Origin of the sequence: Kothea flammea (assembly GCF_052161645.1) — a bacterium.
Classification (GTDB): domain Bacteria; phylum Planctomycetota; class Planctomycetia; order Pirellulales; family Pirellulaceae; genus Laterigemmans.
Genome location: NZ_CP197414.1, coordinates 6,877,008 through 6,894,322 on the forward strand (window position 1 = coordinate 6,877,008; position 17,315 = coordinate 6,894,322).

The 17,315-nt window shown below is 55.5% G+C and carries 12 protein-coding genes; 2 read left to right on the forward strand and 10 right to left on the reverse strand.

What is annotated here, in order from left to right; all coding sequences use genetic code 11:
* Positions 1 to 30: 30 nt before the first annotated feature.
* The 8 genes from SH139x_RS25650 to SH139x_RS25685 form a co-directional block, all read right to left on the reverse strand.
* The gene (locus SH139x_RS25650) at positions 31 to 2,961 is read right to left on the reverse strand and encodes an Ig-like domain-containing protein (protein WP_488352588.1); all 2,931 of its coding nucleotides are present in this window, start codon (positions 2,959 to 2,961) and stop codon (positions 31 to 33) included.
* Positions 2,962 to 3,674: 713 nt separating this feature from the next.
* Positions 3,675 to 4,613 carry a CE1 family esterase gene (locus SH139x_RS25655; RefSeq protein WP_488352589.1) on the reverse strand — a complete coding sequence of 313 codons (939 nt, stop codon included), beginning with the start codon at positions 4,611 to 4,613 and terminating at the stop codon, positions 3,675 to 3,677.
* A 416-nt stretch (positions 4,614 to 5,029) separates the two neighbouring features.
* Complete coding sequence (locus SH139x_RS25660) at positions 5,030 to 5,194, reverse strand: hypothetical protein (protein WP_488352590.1); 165 nt, start codon at positions 5,192 to 5,194, stop codon at positions 5,030 to 5,032.
* 16 nt (positions 5,195 to 5,210) lie between these two features.
* Positions 5,211 to 5,552 carry a linear amide C-N hydrolase gene (locus tag SH139x_RS25665; RefSeq protein WP_488356094.1) on the reverse strand — a complete coding sequence of 114 codons (342 nt, stop codon included), beginning with the start codon at positions 5,550 to 5,552 and terminating at the stop codon, positions 5,211 to 5,213.
* A gap of 138 nt (positions 5,553 to 5,690) precedes the next feature.
* The gene (locus tag SH139x_RS25670) at positions 5,691 to 6,092 is read right to left on the reverse strand and encodes a VOC family protein (protein ID WP_488352591.1); all 402 of its coding nucleotides are present in this window, start codon (positions 6,090 to 6,092) and stop codon (positions 5,691 to 5,693) included.
* Positions 6,093 to 6,114: 22 nt separating this feature from the next.
* Positions 6,115 to 6,570: a VOC family protein gene (locus SH139x_RS25675; protein ID WP_488352592.1), complete on the reverse strand. Its 456-nt coding sequence runs from the start codon at positions 6,568 to 6,570 to the stop codon at positions 6,115 to 6,117.
* A gap of 153 nt (positions 6,571 to 6,723) precedes the next feature.
* Positions 6,724 to 6,894: a DUF6596 domain-containing protein gene (locus SH139x_RS25680; RefSeq protein WP_488352593.1), complete on the reverse strand. Its 171-nt coding sequence runs from the start codon at positions 6,892 to 6,894 to the stop codon at positions 6,724 to 6,726.
* Between the two features lie 1,275 nt (positions 6,895 to 8,169).
* Positions 8,170 to 9,153 (reverse strand): alpha/beta hydrolase, encoded by a 984-nt coding sequence (locus tag SH139x_RS25685; RefSeq protein WP_488352594.1) that lies wholly within the window; start codon positions 9,151 to 9,153, stop codon positions 8,170 to 8,172.
* A gap of 319 nt (positions 9,154 to 9,472) precedes the next feature.
* Here SH139x_RS25685 and SH139x_RS25690 point away from each other — a divergent pair, with 319 nt between their 5' ends.
* The gene (locus SH139x_RS25690) at positions 9,473 to 11,071 is read left to right on the forward strand and encodes a glycosyltransferase family 87 protein (RefSeq protein ID WP_488352595.1); all 1,599 of its coding nucleotides are present in this window, start codon (positions 9,473 to 9,475) and stop codon (positions 11,069 to 11,071) included.
* A 96-nt stretch (positions 11,072 to 11,167) separates the two neighbouring features.
* Positions 11,168 to 13,105 (forward strand): MutS family DNA mismatch repair protein, encoded by a 1,938-nt coding sequence (locus tag SH139x_RS25695; protein ID WP_488352596.1) that lies wholly within the window; start codon positions 11,168 to 11,170, stop codon positions 13,103 to 13,105.
* A 63-nt stretch (positions 13,106 to 13,168) separates the two neighbouring features.
* Here the strand turns inward: SH139x_RS25695 and SH139x_RS25700 are convergent, their stop codons facing one another.
* Complete coding sequence (locus tag SH139x_RS25700) at positions 13,169 to 17,068, reverse strand: FtsK/SpoIIIE domain-containing protein (RefSeq protein ID WP_488352597.1); 3,900 nt, start codon at positions 17,066 to 17,068, stop codon at positions 13,169 to 13,171.
* The gene (locus tag SH139x_RS25705) at positions 17,065 to 17,313 is read right to left on the reverse strand and encodes a hypothetical protein (protein WP_488352598.1); all 249 of its coding nucleotides are present in this window, start codon (positions 17,311 to 17,313) and stop codon (positions 17,065 to 17,067) included. The genes SH139x_RS25700 and SH139x_RS25705 overlap by 4 nt, the downstream gene beginning before the upstream one ends.
* Positions 17,314 to 17,315 lie beyond the last annotated feature (2 nt).

Genomic DNA, 17,315 nt, shown 5'->3' on the forward strand with positions numbered 1-17,315 from the left:
ATTTTGCGTCTACTGGGTTGATGATCGATCTTAAGGAGCGCAGCGCAGCAAACGCTGTTCGTCTTCCGAGGTCGCCAAAGCATGCAGCCACCAATCAGGCTGCCCTGCCATCAAGTCGTCAGTCGGGCCTTGCCAAACTTCGTTTGCGAGCCCCCAATCATCGGCCAATCCGCCTTCTCCCTCACCCGCCGCGGGGCCATCATTTCCTTGACGATTGAGGAAATTGACAATGATCAATGCGTCGATCGGGGCGAGACGCAGGTCCCCGGAAACGTCCAGGAAACCGGGGAGCTCATCCTCTGGGGATAAAGCATTTGAAACATCTCGCGTACCGCGACGATTGAGATCATTGATGACGATCAGCGCGTCAATGGGACGAACTCTACCATCCCCGTTGACATCATAGGGGACTGCCGCGTTGTGCCACGGATTCAGCAGGCTAGCGGGAGCAACGACAGCTTGGACAATTTCACTATTGGGATTCGCGTCGGCCCGCCCGTTGTCGCTGAGCGAAATCGAGATGCGATCGTGATAGATGCGGGCACCGTCGCCCCCACTATCGGCCCAGCGATGCCAAGTGGGCGGATTCACGCTAGGGTCGGCGAAGAAAGCCGCGTTGAGCGGATTTTCTTGATAATCCGACCACAGCGTAAGATCAACTTTGGACTCAGTGTTTTGCACCTGACTCGCGTTCATGTTGATCACATACCGCAGTGATCCCAGAGGAAAGTCAGCTTGTCCAGAGACTCCGCCAGCCGGCGCGTCGGCATGGGAGCTGAACGCTTCAAAGTGGACCGCCTGGTCAGCCATGAGGCCAACGTACGTTCCGGTTACTGAGAGAAACAGACTCGCCACGTTGGGCTGTAACCAGTCGGGAACGCCATCTGCGTTGAAGTCACCATCATTGGGGCTCGACATCTCGACCGCATCGGAGACACCGTCGAGATCCTGATCCTGCGGTGTCCCCACGATCAATTCAAACCGCATCGTGCCAGTGCCCCCGGCGGCGTCGGTGGCCGTCACGGTGATTTGAGTGACACCGGTTAACCCAGCGGCAGGTGTAGCCACCAGAGTACGATTGGCTCCTTCGCCCGCAAAGGTGATCTGCTCGGGCGCGACCAGATCGGGGCGGGAGGAAAGTGCTGAGAGGGTAATCGTATCGAGTGGAGCGGTGGGATGGCTGAGCTCGAGTGCGATCGGATCGGTGGCCACATCGAACACGGTAAACTGCCTGCCAATGGTCACCAGCACGGGCACATCCGGAGCATCGACTCCCGTCACGGTGACTTCCACTTGACCGCTGGTGATGGCACCGTAACTATCAATGATTTGGTAGCTAAATGAATCGACTCGTTGCTCGTCTGCGGCCAGCGATTGCAAGACTTCGGCGCTGGCTGGATCGTAGGTAATCTGCCCCGCAGCCACATCGAGCGAAAGCGTTGCCCCGAGGGCGCTGGTTGGCTCCACAGCGTGTAATGTCACAAAGTCATCGCGATCGATGTCGGAATCATTTGTTTGCGGGGACACGGCTAATGCTATATCGCTGGTGGTTTCATAAAAATCGGGCGTCGCGACCGGATCGTCATTGAGACCTTGCAAAGGCACCAAGTGGACGGCCGCCGAATACAAGGTTTGATATTTAATTGCGATGAAATCCATTCCGTCGACGAGGTCATCGGCGGGAATCAAAGACTGGGTTTCTTCGGCAAACCGTGGATCATAAACAAACCCACCTCGATCATCAGCGACGGAAACATCCGCACCCACGCGCGACTTTGGGTTGTACGCATAGACACGAATATCATCATCTAGCGAATCACCAAGGCTGAGGATACTGGAGCCGAGTCCTTGCAAGACTTGATCCTCAGTTAACTCCACGTCGGAGATCGAGTTTTCCGCTTCGAACTCTTCGATTCGCAAATAGACGGAATTGTTGCCACTGTCTTGTTCATTGGCGACACCTTCCACCTCCACCTTTACATAGTTGGCCCACGAAGGTGGTTCTGGAAAATCGCTGATCACAGCCGTCGTCATATCGCTATTCCAATGGACTCCCAATGGTGCGTCAGGTGAACTAACGGTCAACTCTTCGCGCTGAGCATCATTCGCGGCTTGAGTCCAATACAATTTTATCTCAGCGGAGGGTTGTTCCACATCGCCGACAATGGGCAACGGTTTACCAGTGACATCCACCGTTATTTCTAAGTCCAACGACAAATCAATAAAATCAATCTCGGTCGGCGGCTCGGATTCTTGCGGCAACACAACCCAGCCTTCTGGCACTTCATAGTCAGGTGGTATCGGCCGAACGGTTAAAGCGAGATCGGATTGGCCATTCTCTTCCCAGACGACTTGCGCGGGTTGCGTGGAAATCGAAAGGTTGGGACTGTCGTCTTCATACTCAATCGTGGCTAACGCGGTTGCTGGATCAAACGTGCCGACATAAAGATTAGTGACACCCCCGAAAAAACGAGACCAGGGTGGATCGGGAGCTGGACAATTGCCATCGGTGTGGTCGACGTAATAAGTGTAGACCGTCGAATAAAGTTCATTGTCTTCAATTCTTAGCGTCTGATCCAAGGCATTAACGGTAAGGTTAATCTTGCCACGATCATCGATACCGTAGCTCGAGCAGGCGCGTCGTTGACCACCTGCTAAAAACGAATCGTTCCCATCGCCAGTTGCGGAACCTTCAAAAAAACCATTGCCGTCAATCGGACTGGTCCACTGGATGTGACCAGCGGTGCTGGCAAAATTTCCACTCGGAATCGAATCACGATAACCGTCGCTATCGGTCAGCGCGTAGTTAAAGACCCCCGAGATGGAAAACTCTTCGTCACGAAAAACGGTTTCGACCACAGCCACGGCGAGCAGTTGGCGTTGCTCGAGACGTTCGGTGCGAAGCCGACGGATTGGTCGTCGATAATAGCGTTGACGAGAAGGCTTAGATAACAACTTCATGATGATGCAATGGGTGCGGAGGCAGGAGGATCAAATCCAGAGGAAAGACCTTGGCCAGCGGTTATGCCAAATCGCCTGACCCTCTCTAGGGAGAATGAACCCCCGCCAAAGAATGCAGCCAACCAGCACATACCGAGATCCTGGCATTGAATATTTCCGCTAGCCGTTAAAACCTAACAGCCCCTCAATCTTAACATTTCTATAACCGTTACAAGGCCTAAATTTAAGCTTAAGGAACGAACGCAAGAAAAAGCGTTCCTGTGGGGGCGTTGCGCTTACCACCGGCTACCGCCTAAGATCCCTTCGGGATCAGGCAACACGTGTCTTTGACAGCCCATTGCGAGCCCAAGCATTTCCAAGCGACCGACCGCGAAGCGGTCGCAGACTGCCTGGCACCGCAGCCAACCTCTGGGCCTGAAATGAAGCTAAGGGATGTTGGCTGCGCCAAATCCATCCGACCAAAAACCCCGACCAAAACCGTGACCAAATCACGCTTTGGCATCGACCCGCGGCAACGTCGAATTGGCTAAAGCGATACGGCGCCATGTTGACCCTAAGTCACTTTCGCAAGGCCGCGATCATCTGGAGCAAGTTGATGAGTCAGCTCGCTTGGTAGCACGTCCACAACGTTGCTTTCAAACAGAGCGTCCTTCTTTTCGACGTCTAGTGGATGTTTTCTGTTGCCGCATATCGTTCCAAAATCAGAACGCTAACTAGCGTTTCGGGTTCGACTCGAAGAATTGCCAGATCGTCTGGCTGTCGAAATCACGCGTTACTTTGCCGACGATAAATTTGGGAAGATACTGAGCACCGCTGGGCCACGTGTGCCCTCCCCCTTCGACGCGATACAACGCCACGAGACTCTTGTTTTTCCCGCCATGCCAAGTGATCGTTTCGGTAAGGCAACCATCAGTTGGGTCTCTGTCCCTTAGTGGCGTTCTCCGGGGGACGTTGTCACATTGATTGGCGGCTACCCAAAGAGCCGCAGTTTTGTCGGTAGCGACAATACTGCCCCGATCTTTTCTAGCATCTCCGGCAACCTTTCCGCCTTCGTAGGGCATCAGAGGATCTTCGGTACCTTGAATGATCAGAACGGATACTGCGTCTGTGGGTTCAAAGTTTAAAGCGACCGAGTCGGCCATGCCGCCAACTACAGACGCAATCGCCGCGACTTTTTTCGATCGACTCGCAGCAACACAATGGGCAAAGATACCACCGTTTGAGATTCCAGTAAGATAGATGCGTTTTGAGTCGACCATATGTTTGCGAGAAACTTCGGCAAGTAATCGATCGAAGAACGCAAGGTCGTCTACCTTTTCTCGAAAAGCTTGGGCGACCATGTTGATTCTTCCGTCATTCCAATTGCCACCAACACCCTGTGGATAGACCACGACCGCTCCCTCCCGGTCCGCAACAAGGTTGAACTGTGACAGTTTCATAACGCCCTGGGCGGTACTATTGCCACCATGAAAGACAAAAACCAACGGCGGTGCGACGCCCGGTTTTAGCGTTTCGGGGACGTAAATCAAAAACTCTCGTTCGAGTTCGCCAACTTTCAGGGTGAAATGCTCTGCCGGATTCGCTGCATTGATCGGCGACAGCATGACCATCCCGGCGACAACCAGCAAGCATGCGATCACTGCGATTCCCATGAATCTTCTGTTGGTCCGGTGCAGTTCGCGAATTTGTTCAGTCGCCCGGGTTGAAGTTCTCCCTGAGGTCGAAGCGGAACTTGAAGTTGAGCCGATGGAGGCCATATGCTATTACTCCGGTGCCAAGAAAACAAACGGTTCAGATGCTTGAAAGTTGTCAGTCTGATTGCCTCTTAGAGTAGGATTTCCGTAGAGTTGTAGCTTGCGGACAACTGAGTCCCCATCAAAGTTTAACTCTTTTATCTCAACCTAAACAAGACTCGGGCTGGCTGTGTCTACACAAAAAGTAAACCAGGTTCTTCTGGTCCGAATCGGTGCGCCAAATCGTCGAGGTAATATTAGGCTGATTCGGGGTGCTGATGCCTCGCGGCACGCTCACGTTTCGCATCACGTCTGAAGACCGCCGCGGTCGCCCCTCACGGGTTGGCTGATTGCGCGCTCGCGTTGATATAAAAGCTTGCTCTCGCAAAACGGTCGACGGCGGCGACGGTACAGAACGGTTCTTTGCGCATTTCCGCGACGGCTTCTTCAAAGGTGACAAAACTGTCCAGCACGTACTGGGTCCAGGCTGCGATGGACATTCTCAGCCGCGGATCCTCATGGGGATCCGGGTATTCGCTCTCGACCAAAAACAGAAGATTGGCGACTAAACCCTTGTTCCCACATGCCTCCGTCCCGCTGCATGCCACGCGGAAAAACCCAAAGGTTCGTCTGCATATCTTCCTGCCAGTCCATGGTTCGACCTGTTACCGTCTGGCCTGCTTTTCCGAAGTAGACAGCTCGACTGCAAGCATTGGCAATTTGGGTAGCTGGCAGGAAAAGGAGGATTAGCACAAGGCAAAACGTTGCGGCACGTGCTGAAATTTCGTTGCTAGAATTTGGCAATCGCCCGCCGAAGGAACTTTCGCTGCCAAAGGCAACAAACCAGCCTGACTGCACACCGACGCAAGGCAAACACCCGTCTCACATCCATGCCTACACCACTAGCTTTGGCCTCCCGCCAGCGGAATCAGAGATCGCCTAAGCAATAAGGGTGCCACCACTATCGTCACATCAAATGATGATGAAGCTACAAAGTTAGAGGCTGATTCGACATGAACCAGGTGTCGCTCGTTCGATCAAAATCCTGATCGACGAATTAGCGATTCCTAATGCGATGAATCCACACTGGGCAATCGATGATTTTGGCATCTGAATCCTTCCGCCCGCATCTTCGATTCGCGAGGCTTCGATAGCGCAGTCTTCCAAGCTAAAGAAAAACAGCGTTCCAACCCCGCCTGGCTTCACTCGGTCCATTTTGCTTAAAGCGTCAGCATCGCCCGTTGACTCCATGGACATCGGGAATGCCATCATCTGCAGATTGTCCATGGGTGGGCCAGGCTTTTCGAGTTTGGTACCGAGCACCGTTTCATAAAACCGGGTCGCTCTGTCCATGTCCTCGACATATAGTTCAAACCAGCCGACAGAATTGCATCGCACTTAATGAGCTCCTTTGATTGAGTCAGGCATTTTCAAACATCGCAGCGAATCTTCGCTGCATTTCTTCTCGTGAAACGTTTTCGATCCTTGATCCCAAATACCATTCATGCCCGAATGGGTCGGTGACCTTTGAGGATCGTTCGCCGTGAAATTGATCGGCGGGTTCCATGGTTAATTTTGCTCCCGCAGAAACTGCTTGGTTCGTCATGGCATCCACGTCATCGACATGCAAGTGAATCGCGGATCCCGAGGATCGACCTGGTTCCGGGCCATGAATTCCATCTTCGGGGTATTCATCGGAGAGCATGATCGTATGAGTTCCAAATTTGAGTTCGGCATGCCCGACTCGACCCGTTGGCTCTGACAACCGAAAATCTTCTATCGCACCAAACGCTAGTTTGTAGAACTCGATTGCGGGCTTTGCATTTCGGACTCGCAGGTACGGAAAAGCTTCATGAATTACGTTTGCTGCTTCCATTTCAGATTGACCTATGAAGGTTGTATCATCGACACGCTTGCTCTCAGTGGTCGAGGTCAAGCGTACCGCAGTGGGGAACCCGTGACAGTGCCCGCTACTGATTGTTGAATAGCCGAACGACTTGGGGCTAAAGCGACAGACGCGAGAAAGACTTTAGGAAAAAATTCGGCTCCACTCGTTCGCCCGTTCATTCGCCCGACAACGGCTCCGATCCTTGTCCTCCAATAGCACGATGTCACCGTCGGCGGCCTGCCGCAATTTGCGTCGTGATTCATGAAGAAGCATGAGGGCAAGCAAGCCCATTGTCTCTGCGGCATTCGTCATAGCGAGTACCAAGCGAAGAAGGCAATCCGTCTATTCCGATGCCTGCCCATTCCGATTCGGTGCCGGAAGACAAGAAATCGTGAACCAATTTTCATTGACGCGGGTGGCCACCGCACGGCTACTATAATACCAGTGGCAGACGCCACCAACTAAAACGTCGCTCACTTCGATCAAACAACCAGTTAGTATCAATTAAGGATGGAAGGTCTTTCGCATCCTGGAAACATCGAAGGTTGTTGGCGTCAAGTCACTCTACTACCCTTTAATGTTTGGGTTTGACGGTATACCTCTCGGGTTTGAAAGTACGAATCCGTGGCATTTTGTGGCCCCTTGTCGATCCCACCAGGCCGAAAACTCCAATTCCCTCAGGACCGGGCGGTCATAGAGTCGCGGGGCCAAAACGTGAATCCAGCCTCAGTTGAGGCAACCCATTCGCCAACTGCGGGTCACTGCAGGCTACGACTCCGAGTCTTTATTAGAAACCCTAAACACAGTAGTTATCTCACATAAAATGCACTCATCCGGACCTTGGAACGCCACCCCCAATAATCTTTGCGTAATTTACGATCTAATGCATTTAGTGGCAAAAATATATACTGGCAGCTTGGGTCGAAAAGCCTGTATCGAGGACGGTAACCCCCCCAGTCTTATTCCTCGTCAGATAGATTGGTCAATAAATCCATCACGGTTTCGCTCAACCCATCGCCAGAAAACTGAATCTGGATCCCTTATATAACGAAGAATGTCTCCGCGTTTACACACATTTGAAGACGATGTTGCAGCGAGTTCTGCGCAAGCATCCGGGGCTGCGCATTGACCTGCACAATGATACCTTAACTCGAGCAAGGCAAGTGATTGCCCTGGTATTATCAGTTAGTGCTGTCATGCGGATCCCATTGGTCGCCGTAATAGTAAAGCGTTTTAGTGGCTGAGAATTCGCAGCTACCGCCGGAAAGCGGGCCCCGTCATCGTAAGTATAATTATCGATCGTGCTGCTCGCGTGAAACAGCTGATAGAGTTGGCCTCGGGATAAGTATATCCATTCACCTGCCCCTCGGCATTCTAGGAAATCGTGGTCGTGTAGGTTTGACCGGAAATTCTTAGTGCTGCGGTTGACTTTATGCCGGCCGAGTCATCCGTGTGGATGACTTCAGTTGTTGATAAGTTGCTTTTTTGCAAGAAGATACAGGCTGGAAGCCTACTCCACTTGCTGGCGAAGATACAGGCTGGAAGCCCATTCCACTTGGTGGCGATACAGTCTAGAAGCTTATTCCACTACTTTCTGTTGGTAACAGCTTTGAGCCACGGTTCGCAAATATTTGGCCAGGTGGTAACGGGTGCCTCGGTGGGCCGCAGCCCGTAACCATGGCCACCTTGCGCAAAGAGGTGCAGCTCGACTTCGACTGCTTGCTGCTTAAGCGCTGCGGCCAACTGCAGGCTGCTTTGCGGCGTCACCGGATCGTCCCAAGCATGAACGAGAAACATCGGGGGTGAGGCTGCTGTAACCGTGGCCTCGGGAACAAGCTGCGTGGGGGACTCTTTGGAAACCAGGTAGGCAGGATAAACGAGGATGGCAAAATCAGGACGCCATGGTGTTTGATCGATTTCATCGAGCGGCTGGTAATGGCGAGACTGCGCAAGCGCGGTTAGCGCGGCCGTTTGGCCGCCGGCGGAAAAACCAAGGATGCCAATTTTTTGCGGATCAAGCTGCCACTCCGCGGCGCGGTTGCGCACTAGACTGACCGCTCGCTGCGCATCCTGAACAGCAGCCAACCAACGAGGTTTTCCGGCTCGAGCGGGAACTCGATATTTCAATACAAACGCGGTGACGCCGAGCCCTTGCAGCCACTGAGCCACTTCAGTGCCTTCCAGGTCGTAAGCCAATATCTGATGACCTCCACCGGGACAAATGACTACTGAACTTCCGTTAGCCATGCCCTCGGCGGGCAGGAAAACCTCCAGCGTCGGCTGACTAACATTCCCCAAGCGAATCACACTTTCTCCAGCAACCTTTCTGGCTTGGGGGCCGCTCGTATCGACCTCCGCGGCAAGCTCCAACTGCTCGTCACCAGGCGGAGTCGCTGGCCAAACGGAAATAAAGGCAGGCTCAGATTTACCGTTAGCGGTTGTCTCCTGAGCTTGAATTTCGCCGCCGACAAGAAACATGAAAGGCACAGCCAGAACCACTTTTTGAACCAAAGTGCGAGAATTCAGAAGAAGATCGGCGAGGAGCGGTTGCGAACCGGTGATCGATGACATGCGAGCGTCCCGTTAGTTAAATTTCTAGAAGCTGAAGAGGGGGGGCAAGTGAATTCCGGATTTGCTATAATCCGATGTCCACTGGGGTTGAACGTCCTCTGGGAGAATAACTTGCGAGCTGGTGTAAGCTTGTGGGCTGGATAAAGTCGCTTGGGGAGTTAGCTTCAATAACTTGCTTGGTTTTTGTTACCGGTTGGACCCACACATGCTTCCGTAAATGGGGTAAGTTGGCGTATTGTATCATGAAGATGATGAGCAATAGCGATGCGCAACCATTCATTTCCTCGTCGGGCAGTGGGTCCGGTCAGGCTGCGGGCGGATGAGTCAATTCCTTCTCTACTACCAGCGGCCTGAGCCAGCGACGTGGGTTTACTTCTCGTCGTTCCTGACGATCGGTCTGTACTTCGTCTTTCATCGCTTTTGGAGCATCCGCAATCTCGATATTTTACTGCTGATCTTGCTGGCGCCGGGGATTTTGATGGTCCACGAGGGGCGCAAGCAGCGGTTGGATTTCGAGGCTGCTATGGCTGGCGAAAGCCCGCTGGTTGCCGCCACCGCCCAGCCACTTTCCGCAGCTCAGCTCACAGCTAACACACCCGACAACTTCCCTGCTAACGCGAATACCGACGCAACAGCCGGTGCGGCTGAGAATTTATTGGCAGGCAACGGGGGGCTGGGTGTTGAGACTTTGACCGCCGTGCAGCAAACGGGTGACACTGCGGAGGCTGCCGGACTCCGCGAGACCGAAGTCTTGGCCGAACAAATCAGCGAAGCAGCACGGGCGGCGAGCCGCTTGGAACTGCGCGGCTTCTTGTGGTTGTTGGTCGTAGAGTTTGTGATTTTGGTGCGGCTATTCATTGACCCGTTGATGGTTCGCCGCCCCCTGCTCGACCCCAACTTGACGACCGGTGGCTTGGCCTTCATTGGGGTTTCGATGTTGATTTTCTTGATGGCCAACGTCATCAACAGTACTCCTCAGTTACAACGCGAGCAGGGCCCCCAATTAGGACCCGGCTATCCCGTCCTCAATATGCTGCCCGCCATTCCCACAATTCCGGACGGAGATCAAGTTAGCAGTCGGCTGGAACCGCAAGCCAACGAGTTGGCCGCCGCTCAAAGTGCAACGGTCGCCGCGCCACCTCAAGTTGCCTATGCCGCCTTGGCACGCACTTTGGCGATCTTGGCTCACTTGGCGGTCGTCGTCGGCATCACATTGGTCGCGCATCTACACTTCGGTAACTTCAAAGCGGGCGCAGGCTGCGCCACATTGTATTTGATGTTGCCCTACACGGCACAAATGACAGGGCGAGTTGACCACGTGCTGCCGGCTGCGCTGTTGGTTTGGGCCGTGCTGCTGTATCGCCGTCCGTTATTAGCTGGGATTTGCTTGGGCTTGGCTGCCGGGCTGGTTTATTACCCAGCATTCTTGTTGCCGCTGTGGCTGGGGTTCTATCGTCAGCGTGGGCTGGGAAGATTCACCGGTGGCGTATTCGGTACAATTTTGGTGCTGACCGTACTCCTCAGCTTGGGTGGCAGCGACAAATTTTTTGAGCGGTTGATTCAGATGTACGGACTGTGGCTGCCGTTGCAGGAGAATTTAGAAGGCGTCTGGGGATTGGGTTGGCAGCCGATCTGGCGGTTCCCGGTGTTGGTCGGATTCGCTTTAATTTCTGGTTTTTACGCTGTCTGGCCGAGGCAGAAAAATCTAGGGACCTTGATTAGTTGTTCCGCCGCCCTCATGGTTGCCGCCCAATTCTGGCATGGTTTCGGTGGCGGCTTGTTTATCGGCTGGTTCGTGCCGCTGATGTTACTGACGATTTTCCGTCCCAATTTGGAAGATCGGGTAGCGGTGAAAGTGCTGGGGATTCCCGCTAACCAGCGAAAATCGGCCGAGCGGATTCGCGTCGAAGCGGCCTAGCCTGATCCAGCTAAAAGCAGCACACTGGGCGGTTGAGATTGACGTTTATGGCGAGCGATCCGCAGGGTTAGCAGCATTTGAGATTGGAGCACATTGGTGGAATCGACGAGTCAGTGGTATGCGAGTGAGATCGCCGCGGTAGAGCAACAGCGGAATGCCTTGCGCGCGGGTGACCGAGGCATGAACGTAGCCCGCGCTGGGCTATTTTTTCTGGGCGTGTTGTTGCTGGCCCTGGGATGGTCAGGCGGCGAATCGGCGCCCAGTGGCGCCCGCTTGCTGTGGTGGGGCGGATGGTTGGTGTTGCTAGGTTTCTTTGCCGTCGTCACGATCCATGAGGGACGCCGCGAACAGATTGAAATGTTGCGTAATCGCCGCAACGTACTGCGACGTTTGCAGGCTCGCCGGGAACGCAATTGGTCACGTCTACCCGTCTGGCGTCCCGCTTGGACGCGAGGAGGGGCGGCCACGGAAAATGAAATTGCCCTCGCCGATGACTTGGATTTATTCGGCGAAGGCTCTTTGATGCAGTTAGTCTCAATGGCCTATACCGGCCCCGGTTTGCGAACACTTTCGCGGTGGCTGACCGACCCGGCGATCGAATCAGCCGGCACGGCTAGATCGGCTGCGGCGAAAGCCCTGGTCGCCGATCGCGAGAGCCGCTTGAAATTCTACGAGCGCGCGCGACAAGCCTCCACTTCGGCGGCCGAACCCGATGCCTTTTGCGATTGGGCCAGCGGTCCGGGCTGGCTCAGCGATCGCCGCTGGCTGCTGGTCTGGGCTTGGATCTCCCCGTTTGCCATCTTGGCTTTGTTCCTCATCGGTGGCCTGACCTCAACCGCTTTCAGCGGCCCGAATCCAGCCGACGACGGAGCCGCCGCGGCGGGCAGCACGTTTGACGTGGGTCGTGGGTTACTGTGGGCCGGCCTGCCGATCTTGATCAATCTGATCCTGACGGTTTGGTCCAGCGGTCCGATCCACGGAATCTTCGCGCGAGCCGTGAATCGCCGCGGCGACATCGACAGTTACGCCGAGATGTTTGCTTGTGGTCAAGCCTTACCTGCCGATCCCGCCATGATTGGTGAAGTGAAAGCCAGGCTCGGCGATCCTCAAAGCGGGGCGACCAGCGGCATGCGGCAATTGGCCAAGCTCGCGCACTGGGTGGTGATGCGTCGCGGTGGAGTCGGCTATCTCTTCTTTACCGCCTTGCAATTGGTTTTGATGTGGGACGTTTATTTGTTGGCTCGCCTGGAACGCTGGCAAGCCGCCCATGGTGCCCGCACGGTCGATTGGTTTGCCGCTTTGGGAGAACTCGAAGCGCTGCAATCGTTGGCCGCGTTGTATGATGATTATCCCGACTGGATCGTGCCGACTTGGACCGCGGCTGGCAAGTCGGCCGCGGTGAAGTGTGAGGATTTAGCCCACCCGCTATTAAGGGATGGCCAACGGGTCGCCAACAGCGTGACCATTGGCCCCACCGGGTCGCTGCTGCTGGTCACCGGTTCCAACATGTCAGGAAAAAGCACGCTGCTGCGGTCGATTGGTTTGAACGTGGTATTGGCAGGTGCCGGCGGGCCAGTTTGCGCCCGTCAATTCAGTTTGCCACCGGTCGAGTTATCGACCAGCATCCGCGTCCGCGACAGCGTCAAAGAGGGCGTGTCGTTCTACATGGCCGAGTTGCATCGTTTGCGGGACGTGGTCACGCAAGCTCGCGAGGTCAGCGCACGAGCCGATCGAATGTGCCTCTATCTGCTCGATGAAATCCTCCAGGGAACCAACAGTCGCGAACGAGCAATCGCGGTTGTGCAAGTGCTCAGACATCTAATGAATTCCGATGCAATCGGCGCGATTAGCACGCATGACCTGGAGTTAGCTTCGGACCCTGACTTGGAACCGCGAGCCCACGTCGTTCACTTCCGCGAGACGATCGAAGTCACCGCCGATGGTACCGAATCGATGACGTTCGATTACAAAATGCGAGAAGGGGTGACACCGACCACCAATGCTCTGCGTCTGCTCGAACTGGTCGGTTTGTAATTCACGCAGCGTTGCCGGAACACATCTGTCGTTAAACATTGAATGAGTCAAACAGTTAAACCGTCAGCCGGCCAACCAATCAGCCACATCGCTAGCGGCGGGGATATCGCAGAGGCGAAATTTCTCCAAGCTACCATCACTGTCATCGTAGTGGAGCATCGTCGCGGGCGACAACCCGGCAGCTTCGGGCGTATCGATGAGCTGTGCTGAATCGGCCGCGCTGGTGCGTCCCAGAATGCGGATTTCCAAATCGTGCTGACTGGTGCGTGGTAACCAGCGAGACAGGGTCTCGGCGTTCCCGCAATCAATGATCGTGTGCAGCCCAGCTTGCGGGCCATCGCGGAGCAACTGCTGCAAGGCGTTGGCAGCCGAAGTTTGCCCGCTGGCGTCGAGCGAAAAACTGAAGGAATCGTCCTGGCGGAAATCGCGAAATCTTTCTAGCGGATTAATCACAACCAAAGTCGGTGGTTGTTGCTCACTGCGGCTTTCAGGCTGTAGCTGAGCGGCTAACTCCACCATCTTGGCTTCGCTTTCGCGAGGCTTCACCACTTCCGCGACGATGCCGGCGGCGGGCAACCAGGTGGCCAAGGAGAAATCTTGTTCGCTGGCGCGTTTGCCATCAAACAAGATGATCCGCGGCGAAGCTCCGAACCGCTTTCGCGCGTGGGCGACCGCGGAAGAGAGCCAGGTGGCCAGCACGCAATCGACCGAAACTTGGTCGGCTACGCAGAGCACATTGCGGCCGGTGGCATCGCTCAAAGTAAGTCGAGCCGGAGGACCGATCCGCACCGCTTCACCAAGCAAACCGGCCGCGGTAACTCCACCTACCGGATTTGCCAATAGCGGCTCGATTGCAGCGGCGGCCAAAGCGGGATTCCAGCGGGCGGGACGATTACCCTCGAACACCACCGTGGCACCAAATTGCTGGTCAGCGTGCGGATGGCGGGCGGCGATTTCGCGCAGCCTTTGGCGATGTAGCGGAGCGTCCAACCAAGCTACCTGAAAAGGCTGATTCCCTTCAACCAAACCGCCCGCGTCGTTGTAAATGGCTTCCCCGGGCCGGCTCAACAAGCGGGCTGCCGTGTTGTCATCGCCAAGGATCAAGGCGGCATCCGATTCGCTGCATTGCAAAGCCACGCGGATCGCCATTTGCCCCAGAGTCGCTCGAGGCAAACTGTGAGCGCCCGATAAGGATTGACTGCTGAGCACGACATGCATGCCGAAGGAACGGCCCTGTCGAACGAGGCGGTCGAGATACATCGTGCATTCCTGGGCTACCCGATCGTCGCGCGTGAACAGCTCCTGAAATTCATCGACCACCAATAAAATCCGCGGCAACGGCTCGCTCGATTGTCGGCGATACTCGGCCAGTTCTTGCACCCCGCTAGCCCGAAAGGCCTCGCCACGTCGCTGTAATTCCTCGTCCAAACGCTCCAGCACGCTGCGCCCAAATTCTCGCTCACTCTCAATGCCAATCACTCGCGAGTGGGGAAGACGCTCGTCGGCATACAACTTGAACTCCACACCCTTCTTAAAGTCCAACAGATACAAATGCAATTGTTGCGGAGAATAACGGAGAGCGGCCGCGGTGATCAAAGCGTGTAACAGCGTACTCTTGCCGGAGCCCGTCTTTCCAGCGACTAAAATATGTTGCTGCATGCCTCGCCCGAGCTCGATCTGCAGCGATCGACCGACGCCTTGACGCCCCACCGGAATCTGTAACCCGGCTCCCGAATCGGCCGCATCGTAGTCACTCGGCGGGACGCATTCATCGAGGGGAATCTCCACGCGCTGCGCCGCAACAGCCGCTTGGCCAATCTGCTCCGCGAGTCTCACCACGGCCGAACTTGGTGGCGGCAAAGTGGGCACCACCGGCAATAAATCGAGCTCAGGCGTTAAGTGGCGGAGCTGCCCGCGGTCGTCGATGCGCAATCTCAAAACATGGGACTCAGGCAGGGCGGGTAGATCGACCGGCCAAGGTTGTGACGTGTCCCGCACCAAAACCAAAAACACACCGCAACGCCGCCCCCCCTCAATCAACCCGCGGAGCGCGGCACAACTCTCATGGTTTAATCCAGCAGGCAAACCGATGCCGGCGACAATTCGATACGGCTCAGCCAGCGCGCCGGCATCGCGATTGAAATCCTCAATGAACCGATAGCGATCACGCAGGCAAGTCTGCAGCACATCTTCGACATGTTGAGTCAGCTCTTGCAACCGCGCGGCAATTTGAGGCGTGGCAGACCAAGCGCGATGCCCAATCAACAGTGGGTCATGATCTCCCAACGCCACCAACGAGGCAAAGTTCTGACCATGGCCGACTGGATCGAGTAAGGTCAAACGAACACGCCCCGGAGCAACCGCGGTGAGAGCTCGCCAGAGGACACCGCGTACAATCTCGGCCGCCACGTGCATTTGCTCGCCAGGGCAATCGATCAACACGGCCGCTTGTGCAGGGCGAGCCAGCAGCAGCGGTAAACTCGCCGGGACTTGGCTGGCACGGTCATGCAAACGGCTCCGCAGCGCCTCGTCGACTTGCAGATCGCCCAGCGGCAACCAACGCAGATCGGTGGCTTCGCTCGGCGCTTGCTCAAGCAACTCCGACCAAGCCGGAAATTGCGATTCGATGCGCGCGGCGTTTTGCGAGGCCGTTTGCATCGCCTGGCTGAGCGCGGCTTCAATGCGTTGCCAAAGCCGGTCAACTTCGGCCGCTTGGGATTCTTGCTGCGTTTGCTTGGCAGCGGCAATTTCAGCTTGCGTGGTTTGCAAGCGGTTCGCTAACGTACTGGCAGTCTGTTCGGCTTCCTCAAATAACTGACGACTGGACGCACCATATTGGCCGCGAAACTCAGCTTCGATGCGAGTGATTGCGGCATCGTGCTGGGCGATCGTCGCCTCCGTCTCCTGGCGGTATTTGCTCTCCAGCTCGGCCAACTTTTCCGAGTGCGTCGTTTTCAGCGTGGACAGCGCTGTATCACGCTGTCGTTTTAGGCGGAGCGCGTGCTCCTTGGCCTTTGCCGTCACCCACTGTTTGGCGGCAACCACTTCCAGCTGAGCTTCCGCAGCCAATTGATCAACAGCCGGATACTGGGCAATCGTTTGTTTCCGCAACGGAACTCCAAACCCAATCCGCACCGCAGCACCAACGACAATAGCCACCGGCAACGAGCCCAACATCCAGAGGGCCATGCTGGCCGGAGCAACAAGATAGATGGCGAGACCCCACAACAGCGCGGCGGCGATCGCAATCAAAACCAAATAGAACGACTCCACGATTCTGGCCGGCAACCCCTGCGATAACTGAGCCGTTGCTTGATTGATCTGCCCCGCCAAGCGTTGCAGCCTTTGAACGGAATCTTCCCAGGACTCAATCGCAGAAACAGACGTAGCTGTGGCCTCGTTACCCGCGTTTAAAACAGCGGCCAGCCGCGCCTCACCACCCAGCCGCCCGATCGCTAATTGCTTGGCGGCAGCAACCGGTTCTTGGCAATCTTTTAAGAGCGCGGCTAACTGTGCGTGTTGGCGTTTTTCATAGGCAGCCGGCTTAGGTTTTTCCTGTTGGTAGCGTTCGGCAATGCGTTTCTTTTCCGCCTCGTAATGCTCTTGTGCCTCCGCCGTTGCCTTTTTCTCTTCACGCCTGAGGACCAGCAGTTGACGATTCTTCTGATCCCGTGCAGCTAAGGTTCCAGACTCATAAGTGCCGATGAGGTCGGCATCACTTTGATCCCAACGAGTCAACATCACTTGGCGATCAGTGCGACAGGCGGCCAATGTTTCCGCATGACGAATCGCCAACTGGTCAGCAAGCTGCTGTGTTTCCAGCTCATGGCGCGACCGCATTTCGGCACCGCTCACCGCGCCGCGTTGGCAACGAGCGGCCACGCCGCGCAGCCAAAGTCGTTGGCGTGCGGGTGTCAATAAACCCAAGCTCCGTTTATCGGCTTTCACTGGCGGCTGGATCATTGCTCACCCTCCGTATCCTCCAAGGCACGCATCGCAGATTGCAGCGCATCACGAAATTGAGTGAGCTCAGCTTGGGCACGCGATAGAGCCGCTGGCAATTCGCGCAAATGATCCTCTTCAAAACGCCGACGTCGCTCATCTCGCCAACTATCGGCCGTTCCCTGCCAGCAATCAGCAAAGGCTTGCCAATCACGTCGCATACGATTTTCACAGTCCAGCAGCGCGGAGATACGTGGTGGTTTCATGA

What these genes read in the sequence shown, in the direction of transcription:
- SH139x_RS25650 (WP_488352588.1), bottom strand. Translation starts at nt 2,961, where the DNA reads ATGAAGTTGTTATCTAAGCCTTCTCGTCAACGCTATTATCGACGACCA.
- SH139x_RS25655 (WP_488352589.1), bottom strand. Translation starts at nt 4,613, where the DNA reads ATGGGAATCGCAGTGATCGCATGCTTGCTGGTTGTCGCCGGGATGGTC.
- SH139x_RS25660 (WP_488352590.1), bottom strand. Translation starts at nt 5,194, where the DNA reads ATGTCCATCGCAGCCTGGACCCAGTACGTGCTGGACAGTTTTGTCACC.
- SH139x_RS25675 (WP_488352592.1), bottom strand. Translation starts at nt 6,570, where the DNA reads ATGGAAGCAGCAAACGTAATTCATGAAGCTTTTCCGTACCTGCGAGTC.
- SH139x_RS25680 (WP_488352593.1), bottom strand. Translation starts at nt 6,894, where the DNA reads ATGACGAATGCCGCAGAGACAATGGGCTTGCTTGCCCTCATGCTTCTT.
- SH139x_RS25685 (WP_488352594.1), bottom strand. Translation starts at nt 9,153, where the DNA reads ATGTCATCGATCACCGGTTCGCAACCGCTCCTCGCCGATCTTCTTCTG.
- SH139x_RS25690 (WP_488352595.1), top strand. Translation starts at nt 9,473, where the DNA reads ATGAGTCAATTCCTTCTCTACTACCAGCGGCCTGAGCCAGCGACGTGG.
- SH139x_RS25700 (WP_488352597.1), bottom strand. Translation starts at nt 17,068, where the DNA reads ATGATCCAGCCGCCAGTGAAAGCCGATAAACGGAGCTTGGGTTTATTG.
- SH139x_RS25705 (WP_488352598.1), bottom strand. Translation starts at nt 17,313, where the DNA reads ATGAAACCACCACGTATCTCCGCGCTGCTGGACTGTGAAAATCGTATG.